Below are 14,056 nucleotides of genomic sequence, written 5' to 3' on the forward strand. Positions count from 1 at the left end.
TTGGCCGTCTCGGCCTTGCCGGCGTCCTGCGCGCCCTTGCCCGCGTCGGCCTCGCCGGCCCCGGCGGCGGCCTTGGCAGCGGCTCCCTGCTCGCCCGCCGAGCCCTGCCCCTGGCCGCCCTGCTTCTCCTGGATGGCCGCGATGAGCTGGCTCTTGCGCATCCCGGTCACACCGGTGATGCCGAGGCTGGACGCGAGCGCCTTGAGCTCGGGCAGCACCATGGCGGACAGGCCCGTGCCGCTCCGGCGGCGCCGGGGGGCGGTGGGCTCCGCGCCGTTCTGCGCGGCGTCGGCCGCGGGTGCAGTGCTGGATGCGTCCGTAAGGAGTTCGCTGGATTCGCTCACTAAGGGTCCTTCCCAGGGAGCGGGCGTCGGCCGGCGTTCGGCCAGTCAACCCGGTAATACGGCCCGGCGGGGGCGCCGAGTCGGGCTCCGCTGATCACGATGGGGCCGGGATCGGCGATTTTCTGGGCACAGCCAGATGATGGACGGGACGGTTCGCTCGCACGTGTCCCCGCTACCGCCACGTCCGAAGTTTCGCTGGAATGCCTGACAACGGAATGTCACGGTGTCGGGGAGCCTGGTACGCGGGACCGACACGGCCGGAGGGCCGGACAGGCGACGCGCGGCTGACGAGCACGCTGCCCCGAACGGGGCATCTGGTGCGGCAATCAGCCTAACATCACCAGGGCACACTGCTATTCCCCAGAGGTCGATGTCTTCGCATTTTACCTAGGTGGATCTTGCGGGGACCCGCACCGGCCGGAGCGCCGCGACGGCCCGGACCGCACCCGGGCCCGCCCTGGCACCGCGTCAGCTCCGGCGGCCGGGTTCACCGGGCACGACGCATGCGCCGCGGGTCGCGACGTCCAACGGGTGTTCGTGCCACCCATTACCCACTCGCGCGGCCATCGAATCAACTCGTGATGCGTTTGTGAAGGCCAGGACAGTCGGTCCTGCCCCCGAAATCACCGCGGGCACTCCGGCGGAACGCAGCCGTTCGACGAGTTCCGCGGACTCCGGCATCGCGGGGGCGCGGTAATTCTGGTGCAGCCGGTCCTCCGTCGCGTCCAGCAGCACGGCGTCGCCGAGGCCGTCGCGCAGCGCGGCGACGAGCAGCGCGGCGCGTCCGGCGTTGGCGGCGGCGTCGGCGTGCGGGACGGTCTCGGGCAGCAGCCCGCGGGCCCGCTCGGTCGCCAGGCGCTGCTCCGGCACGAACGCCACCACCTGCCTGACCTGCGGTTCCAGCCGGACGAGGCGCGCGCCGTCCGGGGTCGTCCAGGCGATCGTGAGGCCGCCCGCGAGGCACGGCGCGACGTTGTCGGGATGCCCCTCGATGTCGGTCGCGAGGCGCAGCGCGGCGTCGTCGTCCATGAGGTCGCCGTGCGGGTGCAGCGCGCGCGCCGCGACGATCCCCGCGACGATGGCAGCCGACGACGAGCCGAGACCCCGGCTGTGCGGGATGCGGTTGCGGCACCGCAGCCGGATGCCCTTCGGCTGGCCGGCCGGTTGGCCGGGTCCGGCCGCGGCGAGGTCGTCCAGCACGTCGAAGGTCCGGCGCAGCACCTTCACGATCAGGTGCCGCTCGCCGCGGTCGGCGACCTCGGCGCCCTCGCCGTCCACCTCGATGGACACCCCGTCGCCGGTCAGCGCCACCTCGACGTCGTCGTACAGCGACAGCGCGAGGCCGAGCGAGTCGAAGCCCGGCCCCAGGTTGGCGCTCGTCGCCGGCGTCCGCACCAGGACGGACCGCTCCGGCGCCCCCATCAGGTGAGGCCGAGCGCGGAGGCCGCCTCGTGGGCGTCGACGCGGACGACGGTCGGGGCCGGCGCGCCGGAGATCGCCCAGTCGGGGTCCTTCAGGCCGTTGCCGGTCACCGTGCAGACCACCCGCGTCCCGGGCTTCACCACGCCCTGCTCGGCGGCCTGGAGCAGGCCCGCGACGCTCGCCGCGGACGCCGGCTCCACGAACACGCCCTCCTCCCGGGCGAGCAGCCGGTAGGCGGCGAGGATCTGCCGGTCGGTGACCGAGTCGATCGCGCCGCCCGACTCGTCGCGCGCGGCGATCGCGAGGTGCCAGGACGCGGGGTTGCCGATCCGGATCGCGGTCGCGATCGTCTGCGGCTTCAGCACCGGCTCGCCCTTGACGAACGGGGCCGCGCCGCTGGCCTGGAAGCCCAGCATGCGGGGCGTCCGCGTGGCGACGCCGTCGGCGGCGTACTCCTTGTAGCCCATCCAGTACGCCGAGATGTTGCCGGCGTTGCCGACGGGCAGGCAGTGCACGTCCGGCGCGTCACCGAGCGCGTCCACGATCTCGAACGCGGCGGTCTTCTGGCCCTGCAGCCGGTACTTGTTGACCGAGTTGACCAGCGCCACCGGATAGTCGACGGACAGCTTGCGGGCCAGCTCCAGGCAGTCGTCGAAGTTGCCGTCCACCTGCAGCAGCCGCGCGCCGTGCACCAGCGCCTGCGCCAGCTTCCCCATCGCGATCTTGCCGTTGGGGACGAGCACCGCGCACGTCATCCCGGCCCGCACCGCGTACGCGGCGGCCGACGCCGAGGTGTTGCCGGTCGAGGCGCAGATGACCGCCTTGGCGCCGTCCTCGGCCGCCTTGCTGATCGCCATCGTCATCCCGCGGTCCTTGAACGAACCGGTCGGGTTGAGGCCCTCGACCTTCAGGTGCACCTCGCAGCCGGTCAGCTGGGAGAGCCGGACGGCCGGCACCAGCGGCGTGCCGCCCTCCAGCAGCGTCACCACGGGCGTCGCGTCCGTCACCGGAAGCCGGTCGCGGTATTCCTCGATGAGGCCGCGCCACACGCGGGCGTTCCCGTTCACGTCAGTGTCTCCTTGGCTGACCTGCGAATGTGGACCCGGATTCTACCGGGATCTCACTCCTCGCCCTCGACGCGCATGACGCTGGCGACCTCGCGGACGCTGTCCAGCCCGCGCAGCCCCTCGACGACCGCCGACAGGGCCGCGTCCGGCGCCCGGTGCGTCACCACCACGAGCTGCGCCTCCTCGCCCAGCCCCACCTGCCGGACGGCCTGGATCGACACCTCGTGCCGGGCGAACTCCTCCGCGACGGTGGCGAGCACGCCCGCCTCGTCCGTCACGTCCAGGTGGATGTAGTAGCGGGTGACGGTCTCGCCCATCGGCAGCACCGGGAGCTTCGCGTACGTCACCTCGACCGGGCCAGGCGTGCCGCCGACGACGTTGCGCGCCACCGCGACCAGGTCGCCGAGCACCGCCGACGCCGTCGGGGCGCCGCCCGCGCCCGCGCCGTAGAACATCAGCGACCCCGCCGACTCCGCCTCGACGAACACCGCGTTGTAGGCCTCGCGGACGCTCGCCAGCGGATGCGTCCGCGGGATCATCGCCGGGTACACCCGCACCGACACCCCGCGCCCGTTCCGGCCGTCCCGGCCGTCCCCCGCGCCGCCGTCCGAGGGGACGCGCTCGCAGATCGCGAGGAGCTTCACCACGCAGTCCATGCCCTTGGCGCCCGCGACGTCCGCCGCGGACACCTCGGTGATGCCCTCGCGGTGCACGTCCGCCGCCGTCACGGGGGTGTGGAACGCGAGCTGCGCCAGGATCGCCGCCTTCGCCGCCGCGTCGAAGCCCTCCACGTCCGCCGTCGGGTCCGCCTCCGCGTACCCGAGCGCCTGCGCCTCCTCCAGCGCCTCGTGGAACCCGGCCCCGGCGGAGTCCATCTGGTCGAGGATGTAGTTCGTCGTGCCGTTGACGATGCCGAGCACCCGGTGCACGTGGTCGCCGACCAGCGACTCCCGCAGCGGCCGCAGCAGCGGGATCGCGCCCGCCACCGACGCCTCGTAGTACAGGTCGGCGCCGTACTCGCGGGCCGCGGCGAACAGCGTCGCCCCGTCCTCGGCCAGCAGCGCCTTGTTCGCGGTGACGACCGACTTGCCGGTCTTCATCGCCTCCAGGATCAGCGTCCGGGCCGGCTCGATCCCGCCGATCACCTCGACGACGATGTCCACGTCGTCCCGCGTGACCAGCGCCTGCGCGTCCGTCGTGACCAGCTCCGGGTCGACGCCCGCGCGCACCCGCTCGGGCCGCCGCACCGCGACCCCGGCCAGCTCCAGCGGCGTCCCCACCCGCGCCGCGAGATCGTCGGCCTGCTCGCGCAGCAGCCGGACGACCTCGCTGCCGACGACGCCGCATCCCAGCAGCGCGACCCGCAGCGGGCCACGTTCGGGTTTCACGCTCCGACCTCCGCATCCGCATCCAGCCGCAGCAGGTCCTCGGCGGTCTCCCGGCGGACGATCACGCGCGACCTGCCGTCCTTCACCGCCACCACGGCGGGCTTCGGGACGTGGTTGTAGTTACTGGCCATCGATCGACAGTACGCACCGGTCGCGGCCACCGCCACCAGGTCCCCCGCCGCAATATCTTCGGGGAACCAGAGGTCCCGCACGACGATGTCCCCGCTTTCGCAGTGCTTGCCGACAAGCCTACTGAGCATGGGGGACGCCTCGGACGACCGGCTGGCGAGCGCGCCGGTGTACTCGGCGCCGTACAGGGCGGTCCGCAGGTTGTCGCTCATCCCGCCGTCCACCGACACGTACGTCCGCAGCCCCTCGACGTCCTTCACCGTGCCGACCTCGTACAGCGTCACGCCGCCCGGGCCGATGATCGCCCGGCCCGGCTCCACCGTCAGCCGCGGCATCGCCAGCCCGTACGCCCGGCACTCGTGCGCCACGATCTCCCGGAGGCCGTCCGCCATCGACTTCGGGTCGTGCGGCTCCTCCCCCGGCACGTACGCGATCCCGTAGCCGCCGCCGAGGTCCAGCTCCGGCAGCTCGATCCCGTGCTCGTCGCGGATCGCCACCAGCAGCTCCGCCAGCCGGTGCGCCGCGACCTCGAACCCGTCCACGTCGAAGATCTGCGACCCGATGTGACTGTGCAGCCCCACCAGCTCCAGCTGCTTCAGCGCCAGCACCCGCCGGACCGCCTCCAGCGCCGCCCCGGAGCTGCGGGAGAAGCCGAACTTCTGGTCGTCGTGGGCGGTCGCGATGAACTCGTGGGTGTGCGCCTCGACACCCGTCGTGACCCGCACCATCACCTTCGGCCGGACGCCCCGCTCCTGCGCCAGGTACCCGAGCCGCGCGATCTCCTCGAACGAGTCGACCACGATCCGCCCGACCCCGACCTCCAGGGCCTTGTCCAGCTCCCAGGACGCCTTGTTGCTGCCGTGCAGCGTGATCCGCTCCGTCGGGAAGCCCGCCGCCAGCGCCACGGCCAGCTCGCCGCCGCTGCACACGTCCAGCCCGAGGCCCTCCTCGTGCAGCCACCGCGCCACCGCCGTGCACAGGAACGCCTTGCCCGCGTAATGCACGTCACCGTCGTGGAACGCCGCCGCGTACTCCCTCGCCCGGGACCGCACGTCCTCCTCGTCATAGACGTACAGGGGCGTCCCGTACTCCTTCGCCAGGTCCCGCACGTCGACGCCGCCGATCGTCAGCACGCCGTCCGCACGGGCCGCGCCGCGCGGCCACACGTGCGCGTCCAGGGCGTTCAGGTCGTCCGCCGGCCCCGCCGGGTGGTCTTCGGGCAGGACGTCCGCGTGCCGGGGCCCGGCAGGGTGAACTCGACTCATATCCGCTCTCTAGGGGTCTCACCGATCATCTTCAGGCCGTTGCCGAGGGCGACGCGCGCGGCCCGCGCCAGTCCGGCGCGTCCCGCGTGCACCGCCCCGGGTTTCTCGTCCCCCAGGGGCACGGCCGGGCACCGCTCATGGACGTCGTGGTACGCCCCGGCGACCCTCTCCAAGCAGAACGCCAGCGGCCTGGCGTCGCCTTCCCGTTCGGCCTGCGCGGCCCGTCCCGGCACCTCCGCGAGGGCCCCCACCAGCCGCGTCTCCGCGTCCGCGGGATCCACCAGCGCGCCTTCACCGACCCCGAGCTCCCGCGCCCACCGCCCGACCCAGCAGGCCCGCGCGTACGCGTACCGGACCGAGAACCCGGGGTTCTCGAACGTCCGCGGCCGATCGTCCCACCCGAACCGCGGGACGCGGGCCAGACCATAACCGGGATCCCGCAGGATCCCCTCCACCACGTCCGCCGCCGGAACCTCGACCCGCACGAACCCGCGCCCACTGACGGTCCCCCCGACCCGCGCCGCGATCACCTCGGGCCCTATCCCCAGCACCAGCGCCACGGGGCTCTCGAAGACCCCGGCGCCGCGGGCGAGGACGAGCACCTCGTCGGGCACCGCGACGTCCAGCCCGCCCGCGGCGACGGCATCGCGCGCCGCCGCCACCAGGGCATCGCTCACCTCGGCCGGAGTCACTCTGGTGAGACTATCCGACCACTATCTGGACACCGCAGCGAGTTTCCGCACCGTCTGGATCAACTGGTTCGGGTCGAACGGCTTCGTCACATAGGCGTCCACACCGATCTCGTGCCCGCGCCTGACGTCGTGCTCCTGCGCCCGCGCCGTGATCATCACGACCCGGATGTGCGCGGTCCCCGGGTCCTCCCGGAGCCGGACCGCCGTCACCCACCCGTCCAGCCGCGGCATCATCACGTCCAGCGTGATCACGTCCGGCCGCACCTCGACCACCTTCTCCAGGCAGTCCTGACCGTCCACCGCGGTCGAGACCTCGAACCCCTCGAGTTGCAGGTTCACGGCGATGAGCTGCCGGATCACCTCGTCGTCGTCGACGACCAGCACGCGTCCCAGAGGCTCGGTCACGGCCTTGAAGTTAGTCGACTCCACCCTGGAACGCACGGCGAACGTCCACGTACGCGTCACCCCGCCAACCCTGGTAACCTTCAACACGCGCCGCACCGCGACGCAAGGGCCCCCTTAGCTCAGGGGATAGAGCAACGGCCTCCGGAGCCGTGTGCGCAGGTTCGAATCCTGCAGGGGGCACCTCGAAACGATCAGCCAAAACCCCGGTCGACCAGGCACAACACTGGTCTCCGGGGTTTCGTGTATGTGCAGCCGTGTGCCAGCCGAAGCCACCGTTCATCGCCGTTCACGGAACATACGCGGAACGGGATTGAGCCCATCCGCCCAGGTCACCCAAGTAATCAGTGAGATGCTCGCAACCAAGCGCCAGTCAGGGGTCGGCGGAACGAGGCGGTCTGGCAAGCGGGGAAGATCAGGATCGTGCGACGTCACCCGAACTGGACCTTGGCCACCGCGGTGCTGAGCCGCGTCATTCCAGGCGCGACCGGCTTCGCGCCAGATCAGATACCGGGCCTGTCCGTGAACCGATGGCGGAGCTTCCCGATCGACGACCGCGATCCCGACGAGGTCACCGCCGCGTTCCTGGAGTACTGCCGGCGCCGCGTGAGCGGCTTCCTGATCATCATCACCGATGGCAGCTTCAGCACCGGCGCGGGCCCCTTCTTCGTGGCCGACGAGCACTTGGACGAGTTCGCAGCGACTTATCCCGACCTGATCGGTGAGCCGCTCATAGCCGGCGACACGGTAGTGGTCTCCCCGGCCACGGGCCGCGTCATCGTCGTCCAACATGACGGCTGGATCGACATGCTTCAGGGGATCGAGCAACCACAAGGCGTCCACTGACGAATGCTGAACAGTCAGGACACCCGCATACCCCCTGCACGGATGCGTCCCGGCGGCGTCCGCACAGGTCACCCCTAGCAAGAGAGCCCCGGTACGGAAACGGGGCTCTACGTTAGCGATCAAGGGCCGCATCCATCCGTGCGTCTGGCAGCGCGCTCCCTCGAGCAGTCTGGGCCCCGACGAGCAGAAGTCACCCGTCCTGGGTCGCCCATACGACCTCGACTACGGCAGTGTGTCCTGGCGCCTGTGTGCCGGCGTCCCGACCCCTCAGGTCGCCGAGTGGGCGGGACCCCCCGAAGTGCTGCAGAAGATTTACGCCAAGGTCGTCGCCGGCTTCGACGACGTCTGATTCCAGCGCATGAACGACGCGCTGGACGGCCACCCCTTGCCTCCACCAAGCAGGTAGACCACTCATGACCGCCCAACGGTTCATCGAAGCGCGGCCTCGTAGGCGCCGGCCGTCCACCCCGGACTACGGCAGCGGCTTGCGCATCAGCGTGCACATCGTTTCGTATCGGGTGGTGGTTCCGTCCGGGCCCTCCACCTCCCACGAGTCGGGCGCGCTCCCGTAGGCGACGTAGCCGAGCCGCTCATACAAGGCGCGGGCCCGCGGGTTGTTCTCTTCGACGCCGAGTTCAGCGCTGTCCAGCCCGCGAGCACGGATCCTCTGCTCTGCAGCCTGAATCAGAACGGTACCGATCCCGCACGACTGCAGCGCCGCGTGAACGGCCAACTGCCAGAGGGTCCCCGCACCGGGCTTCTCTGTGTAGTCGACTCCGCCGACCGCTACCGGCAGACCGGAAGGCGGGCAGACGGCCAGATAGTCCACCTCGCCGCGCGCGGCTCGATCCAGGGCCTTGGCCATGCTCACCAGGTGAGTGGCCGACCCGGACCAAGCGCACGACGGAAGATCCTCGTGGGTCAGGTCGCGGACGGTCAGCGACACCGTGATGTCGGCCATGAGCACTACCTCTCGCTCTCCGGTGACCCAGCGGTGGCGGGGCCGGCTAACGCTAACGCCGGACGTCTTCACGACGCGATCGAGTTCGCGGAGCATCAACTCTCAGCGCGGCGCCAGGGGCCAACTGTGAAACGACAGCAACGGCAGCATTCCTGCCGGTCAGAACCATGTTCGCGCGTCTCTCCGGAGCCGTGTGCTGCAGGTTCGAATCCTGCAGGGGGCACCCAGAAACGATCAGCGAAAACTAGCCGTTGACCAGCACTGACACCATGGAATCGGGCGGGTACTCGGTCCAACTGAGTAGCCGCCCGTTCTCACTGTCCAGCACCGTCCGCGAGAGACCCACGAGAGAGCCTCTCGTGCAGGTTCAGGGCGTTTCGGCGGACTTGCTGCTCTGCTGTTCCACTACGAGAGCGCGCAACTGCTCAGGTATCGGCCATGGGGACGCCCGGTGAATCATCCGATGGCAGTTGGCGCACAGTAGAGCCAAGTCCTTCATGTGTGTCTTCGTCTCGCCAGAGACGTGCAGGGGGACGACGTGGTGACACTCGATGTAGTCCGCACCGCGCGGCCCGTAGGTGCGTTCGAAGTTGAAGCCGCAAACCTCACACGCGAGTTCGCCGTGTTCCTTGCGAGCCAGGTCGATTCGCTTCTTCCGCAGGTTCCTGTCTCGCTCCCGAACGAAGTGGTTGCGTAGGAGGAGACGCCCCTCCGGGGCACTGACATCTTCGTCGCCCGGATCCTCTACCCAGGCCAGATCAAGAAGCGCCCCAGAGTCGATGCCTGCGCGGATGAGTGCAGCCGACGCCTTCATACGCTCCGGGTCATCCAGGAACGCTTGTAGGACTTCGAGATCCAAGGCGCCGCCCTTGGTCGGCTTGCCGCTGTAACCGGGGTGCTGCGTGGCTAGGTCGGCCGTCTTGCGCGCGACCCCGTTGGGGTTGCGGAACTTGGCTCCACGCTCGGCGAGCGGATGGATCGGCAAGCGCTGGAGGAGGTCAGACAACTCAAGCACGCGCTTGTCGGTCGAGCTGAGCCAGCGCCAGGCGTTGGAAGCAACGAGGTCGCAGGCGAGGACGAGTTCATCCCATGCCCACGGAGGGTTGCGCGTGCTGCGGACTTCAAAGCCGAGCTGGTTAAGCACCCGGACAGCGTGCTTCTCTCCGCCTGAGAACTCTCCAGCCGCGAGCGCCGTACCAGTGCTGTACCGGTGTGCAACGCCTGCGATGGCCTTGGAGTCATAGAAGGCATCGTCATGGACGAGCAGATACGTACGCGCCTCTTTGAAGCCGTACCGGGCAAGGAACTCCTCACGACCGAGTTCTTGATACTCGGCGATTGCTTTGAGCACGTCGTCACGGGAGATGTCTGCCAGCGCCATGCGGCCGAGCGTATGCCGCATGGCCGACAAAATGCAGCAAGCTCGACAAGTCGGACAGGTGAGAGGCGCCCCACCTCGCTGCCCTCGCAGGCGGCGATACGTCCTGGGCGGCGTGAATGCGAGCTGGCGGGGGCTTCCTCCCACGTGCGCGAGTAGCTAGAGGCGCCAAGGGCGCCACCGCGCTCGTTGCGGAACAGGCACCCGTCCTCGGCCGTGCCGAACTCCTCTTTGTGCCCCTTGAGGATGGCCACCACGGACGGCGGTATCGGCCGCGGGCATGCGGCGTGAGCGCCGGTCACTGGGCGGCTGCACCAGGTCGCGGCACTGCGCACCTTCCTCTCGCCCGCCCCTATCGGCCGCCGCGGGGACGAGCCGCTGCATTCAGCGAAGCCATCGGCGCCAGAGAGCCAATGCGCACCACAAGAGGACTGCCCCGACGAGGGCCTCCAGGCACCGCACCCACCACTGCGCGTCCCCGGTTAGTGCCAAGACCAGCATCAGGACCAACCCCAGCCAGCCGAGCAGCACAACCGCTATGCGTCGAGACATGCGAGACAGCATTCCGGGAACCTAGTCCGCGCGACAGTGCATCGTTGATACGAAGGCACCCTCACGGCCTTTTATGGCGCCCGGGACGGTCTCTTCGTGGCCGGGACGCTGGTAGGCGATGGCTCGTAGGGGCCGCTGCTGGAGCAGAGTTCGCACCTACTCGAAGCGCGCGGGTTGTGTGCAGCGTCCAGCGCCTGGTCATACTCGGCCCGAAACTGCTTCCGGTGTGACCGTGGGAGCGCGTCGTAGACGTTCCTCGGCTGGGCGGTCATGGCCACCATCTGCCTGTGCCCGTTGCGGAACGGGCGGGCCTAGGAGGGCCGGGGTGGGGCGTCCTAGTGCAGGTCAGCGGTCCTGGTGATCTTGAGAAGTGCTCGCAGCGGCCGTGCGCAGGTTCGAAGTCTGCAGGCGCAACGACGGTAGCGAATGGGAGACGGTTCACCGTCTTCCGAACTTCGGACCTCCTAGTAGGTCTGCCGAAGCACGCGTGAGCGCGCTAGCCCTCGCGTCTCCCTTGGTGCCGAGGGCGGCCACTTAGTCGGCTGGGATGACCACCATAGGCAGGTCTTCCCAGCCGACTACTGCCTCCACGAATCCGCCTCGGGATGCCTGTGCGTTCCCGCCCGACGGATACGCGCCCGCCATGCGATCAGACTGGCGCGGCTTACCCGCTATCCGTACTCCCGCTGACCGCTGAGCATTACCGACGGGCCGCGAACGCGGCATTCCTGCGACCCCTCCCGCCGGGATCCGAAACCGACGTCAACACCATGAAGATGCCGGCGGGCAGTTGGATGACGACGACAGTAATCGCCAATCCAAGTGCGAATCATCGCGGTGGCCCTCGGAGGGATAGCCGTTCGTCTTGGTCACCCGCACGTGGGGAGAGCGCATACGCCTTCCTGGTTGTCCACGGGGGGTCTTGGCGTGGTTTGGGGGTCATAGGGGGGCGAAAGTGGTGGTTGAGGGGGAATTGTCGGTGGGGGCGACGAGGACTCGGCCGTCGGCGAGGTTGTAGAACCAGCCGTGGACGCGCAGGCGGCCGTGGGCGAGGCCGCGGGCGACCTTGGGGTAGCGGCGGAGCTTTTCCAGCTGGGCCAGGAGGTGGAGCTGCCCGGGATCGGCCGGCGTTGGGGCCGCGGGGCGGCGAGGGCGCTGGTTGGTGCGGGTGAGCCACCACCAGGTGGTGAACGCGCTGATGGAGAGGCCCCCGGGCCTCAGCGTGCGGACGGCTCCGCAGTCGGAGTGACCGCAGACCACGATGTCGGTGACGCCCAGGACGCAGACCGCGTACTCGATGGTGGCGGCTTCACCGGTGGGGCGGCCGGGCCGGTGCGGCGGGACGACGTTGCCGACGTTGCGCAGTTCGAAGAGCTGGCCCGGTCGGGCTCCGGTGAGGAAGGCCGGAGAGACGCGGGCGTCGGAGCAGGCGATGAACAGCGCTTCGGGTCGTTGCGGCGCCGCGGTGCTCCTTGCGGTCTGGGGACGCGGGCTCGTGGACGGGTGCGGGGTGATGGTGCGGGCATGCCGGATCAGCGACTCCATGGCGGGTCTCCCACGGTCGATGGAATGGGGGGATCATCGGCGGCGTCGCGCCGCGCAGGGCTCGGCCCCGGGCGCGTGGCGTTTGATCAGAGTCGGAAGATCTGCAGCGATGACGGCGTCAAGGAGCGCGCCGCCTGCGTCTGGGCATGCCATCTCCCCAGCGATGAGCGCGAGAGCCCTGCCCCGCGTTCTAGGCCCGCGTCGGACGCGGCCGTGCCGAGATGGCAGCCGAAGGCCGCTCCGGAAGAGGCCGGCGCCTCGCCGACGAGTCGCTGGCGCGGTGCGATGCCTCGCTCGCATTGGCCGGCGGTGCACCAGCGGGGGTGAGCGTCCTTCCCTCCATGGGAGGCGGCGGCGGTCGCCGCCTGGGCGACGGACGCGACGGCTTTCGCGAGGGTCTCCGACCGTGCGGCCTGTTCGAGCTGGGAGCCCGCCAGGGGCAGGCGCGCGGTCTCGTGGTGCCCGTCGGGATTGGCGGCAAGGTGGCCGGTGAGCAGCAGGGCGAGCACCAGCACCAGCAGGCGTGTCGTACGGGTGAGGCAGGTCGCCATCCTGGTGTCCATCCGATCCTCGGAACCCTGGTACCAAGCCACCGAATATCACTGTGCGTAGCTAATCGTAGAGCATGCATTACCCAAAGTCACCACCAACAACCCGGGGAGGCGTCGCTGTCACCGTCCACGGTGGCCAGCGCTGGGCGCTCGGGCCCTCTGAGCTGGGGTGATGCCGGCGATTGACATTATGCAGGTGAATGCCTGCATAATGGGCGGCGTGAATCGGGAAGCCACTGCGATGGACGCGGCCTTCAAGGCGCTGGCCGATCCGACCCGGCGGCTGCTGCTCGACCGGCTGCGGGAGCGCAACGGGCAGACGCTGGGCGAGCTGTGCGAGCGCCTGGAGATGGCGCGCCAGTCGGCGACGCAGCACCTGAACGTGCTGGTCGACGCCGGCCTCGTGACCGTGGTGCGGCGCGGGCGGCAACGGCTGCACTACCTCAACCCGGCACCGATCCACGAGATCGAGCAGCGCTGGATCGCGGAGTTCGACAGGCCGCGGCTGGAAGCGCTCAGCGCCATCCGGAACCAAGCCGAGGAGTACGCCATGACCGAGACGGCCGTATCCGTGCCGACCTACGTGTACGTCACCTACATCCGCGCGAGCGCCGAGCAGGTGTGGCGCGCGCTGACCGACGCCGATCTGACCGCGCGCTACTGGGGGCACGCCAACGTCTCCGACTGGCAGCCGGGCTCGTCCTGGGAGCACCGGCGCACGGACGGTTCGGGGGCCGTCGACGTCGTCGGACGGGTCCTGGAGGCGGAGCCGCCGACCCGTCTCGTGATCACCTTCGAGGACCGTCCGGACGCCGAGCTGGAGCGGGAGCCGTCGGTGGTCACGTTCCTCGTCGAACCGCACGAGGAGATCGTCCGGCTGACGGTGACCCACGAGAACCTGCCCAACAAGGAGATGCTGAACGGGATCTCGCAGGGGTGGCCCGCCGTGCTGGCGAACCTCAAGTCCCTGCTCGAGACCGGTGACGTCCTTCCGCAGGCTCCCTGGGAGATGTGACGTCCCGTGGAGAGCACCCTGCTTGAGGCGGCCTACCGCGGGCTGCTCGACGCCGCCGTCACCGTGGACGGGGCGGTCGCAGCGCCGCCGCCCGGCGAGTGGACGGCCGACCAGATCCTGGCGCACGTCTCGCTCATCACGTCGGCCACGATCGCGGCGGCGTCGGCGGTCGCGTCCGGCGTCCACACCGCCTACGACAACCGCATCGCGCTCGACACCTGGACCATCGACCGCGTCATCGCGCTCGCGGGCGGCGGCGCCGGGCTCCGCGACCGCGTCCGGCGGCAGGCGGACGCCCTGTGCGCGCTCAGCGGGCCGGCGTTGAGCGACGCGGAACTCGACACGCCCGTGCCCACGCGGCTGCTGTCCAACGGCGCCTGCCTGGTCGATCAGCCCCTGCCGCTGCGTGACCTCCTCACGGGGCTCGCCGAGACGGAACTGCCCGGCCACACGCGGCAGATGTTGTCCCTCGTCACCGCGCCCGCGGGCCTCTGAGCGC

General features: G+C 70.1%; 15 protein-coding genes and 1 tRNA gene. 4 read left to right on the forward strand and 12 right to left on the reverse strand.

All coding sequences use genetic code 11. The features are described from left to right. The 7 genes from ABZ914_RS11255 to ABZ914_RS11285 all read right to left on the reverse strand — a co-directional run. Window positions 1-344: Rho termination factor N-terminal domain-containing protein (locus ABZ914_RS11255; protein WP_500192876.1), on the reverse strand; the 344-nt coding region annotated here is incomplete at its 3' end. 468 nt (window positions 345-812) lie between these two features. Then, window positions 813-1,766 carry a homoserine kinase gene (gene thrB / locus ABZ914_RS11260; RefSeq protein ID WP_387032410.1) on the reverse strand — a complete coding sequence of 318 codons (954 nt, stop codon included), beginning with the start codon at window positions 1,764-1,766 and terminating at the stop codon, window positions 813-815. After that, a complete protein-coding gene (thrC, locus tag ABZ914_RS11265) occupies window positions 1,766-2,833 on the reverse strand; it encodes a threonine synthase (RefSeq protein WP_190862044.1) in 1,068 nt (355 codons plus the stop codon). The genes thrB and thrC overlap by 1 nt, the downstream gene beginning before the upstream one ends. A 53-nt stretch (window positions 2,834-2,886) precedes the next feature. After that, a complete protein-coding gene (locus ABZ914_RS11270; RefSeq protein ID WP_500192877.1) occupies window positions 2,887-4,221 on the reverse strand; it encodes a homoserine dehydrogenase in 1,335 nt (444 codons plus the stop codon). Beyond that, window positions 4,218-5,615 (reverse strand): diaminopimelate decarboxylase, encoded by a 1,398-nt coding sequence (gene lysA, locus ABZ914_RS11275; RefSeq protein ID WP_500192878.1) that lies wholly within the window; start codon window positions 5,613-5,615, stop codon window positions 4,218-4,220. The genes ABZ914_RS11270 and lysA overlap by 4 nt, the downstream gene beginning before the upstream one ends. Next, on the reverse strand, window positions 5,612-6,307 hold the full coding sequence (locus tag ABZ914_RS11280; RefSeq protein ID WP_500192880.1) for a DALR anticodon-binding domain-containing protein: 696 nt from the start codon (window positions 6,305-6,307) through the stop codon (window positions 5,612-5,614). Before ABZ914_RS11280 ends, lysA begins: the two co-directional genes overlap by 4 nt. 21 nt (window positions 6,308-6,328) lie before the next feature. Continuing rightward, window positions 6,329-6,691, reverse strand: a complete 363-nt coding sequence (locus ABZ914_RS11285) for a response regulator transcription factor (RefSeq protein WP_190862106.1) — start codon at window positions 6,689-6,691, stop codon at window positions 6,329-6,331. A gap of 129 nt (window positions 6,692-6,820) precedes the next feature. Here ABZ914_RS11285 and ABZ914_RS11290 point away from each other — a divergent pair. Together ABZ914_RS11290 and ABZ914_RS11295 are read left to right on the forward strand one after the other, a co-directional pair. After that, window positions 6,821-6,892: transfer RNA gene (locus ABZ914_RS11290), tRNA-Arg, on the forward strand. A 240-nt stretch (window positions 6,893-7,132) separates the two neighbouring features. Next, window positions 7,133-7,555 (forward strand): hypothetical protein, encoded by a 423-nt coding sequence (locus ABZ914_RS11295; RefSeq protein ID WP_500192881.1) that lies wholly within the window; start codon window positions 7,133-7,135, stop codon window positions 7,553-7,555. Between the two features lie 472 nt (window positions 7,556-8,027). Here the strand turns inward: ABZ914_RS11295 and ABZ914_RS11300 are convergent, their stop codons facing one another. The 5 genes from ABZ914_RS11300 to ABZ914_RS11320 all read right to left on the reverse strand — a co-directional run bounded on the left by ABZ914_RS11300 (window position 8,028) and on the right by ABZ914_RS11320 (window position 12,554). Beyond that, the gene (locus ABZ914_RS11300) at window positions 8,028-8,516 is read right to left on the reverse strand and encodes a GNAT family N-acetyltransferase (RefSeq protein WP_500192882.1); all 489 of its coding nucleotides are present in this window, start codon (window positions 8,514-8,516) and stop codon (window positions 8,028-8,030) included. Between the two features lie 367 nt (window positions 8,517-8,883). Then, complete coding sequence (locus ABZ914_RS11305) at window positions 8,884-9,897, reverse strand: HNH endonuclease (RefSeq protein WP_500192883.1); 1,014 nt, start codon at window positions 9,895-9,897, stop codon at window positions 8,884-8,886. A gap of 620 nt (window positions 9,898-10,517) precedes the next feature. Then, the gene (locus ABZ914_RS11310) at window positions 10,518-10,727 is read right to left on the reverse strand and encodes a DUF6247 family protein (RefSeq protein ID WP_500192884.1); all 210 of its coding nucleotides are present in this window, start codon (window positions 10,725-10,727) and stop codon (window positions 10,518-10,520) included. A 658-nt stretch (window positions 10,728-11,385) separates the two neighbouring features. After that, window positions 11,386-11,991 carry a carbonic anhydrase gene (locus tag ABZ914_RS11315; protein ID WP_500192885.1) on the reverse strand — a complete coding sequence of 202 codons (606 nt, stop codon included), beginning with the start codon at window positions 11,989-11,991 and terminating at the stop codon, window positions 11,386-11,388. An 86-nt stretch (window positions 11,992-12,077) separates the two neighbouring features. Continuing rightward, the gene (locus tag ABZ914_RS11320) at window positions 12,078-12,554 is read right to left on the reverse strand and encodes a hypothetical protein (RefSeq protein WP_500192886.1); all 477 of its coding nucleotides are present in this window, start codon (window positions 12,552-12,554) and stop codon (window positions 12,078-12,080) included. Window positions 12,555-12,762: 208 nt separating this feature from the next. On the opposite strand from ABZ914_RS11320, the gene ABZ914_RS11325 reads away from it, so the two are divergent. Together ABZ914_RS11325 and ABZ914_RS11330 are read left to right on the forward strand one after the other, a co-directional pair. Continuing rightward, a complete protein-coding gene (locus tag ABZ914_RS11325; RefSeq protein WP_500192887.1) occupies window positions 12,763-13,557 on the forward strand; it encodes an ArsR/SmtB family transcription factor in 795 nt (264 codons plus the stop codon). 6 nt (window positions 13,558-13,563) lie between these two features. Beyond that, a complete protein-coding gene (locus ABZ914_RS11330) occupies window positions 13,564-14,052 on the forward strand; it encodes a hypothetical protein (RefSeq protein WP_500192888.1) in 489 nt (162 codons plus the stop codon). The last annotated feature ends 4 nt before the right edge of the window (window positions 14,053-14,056 follow it).

The organism is Spirillospora sp. NPDC046719 (genome assembly GCF_040645715.1).
Classification (GTDB): domain Bacteria; phylum Actinomycetota; class Actinomycetes; order Streptosporangiales; family Streptosporangiaceae; genus Spirillospora.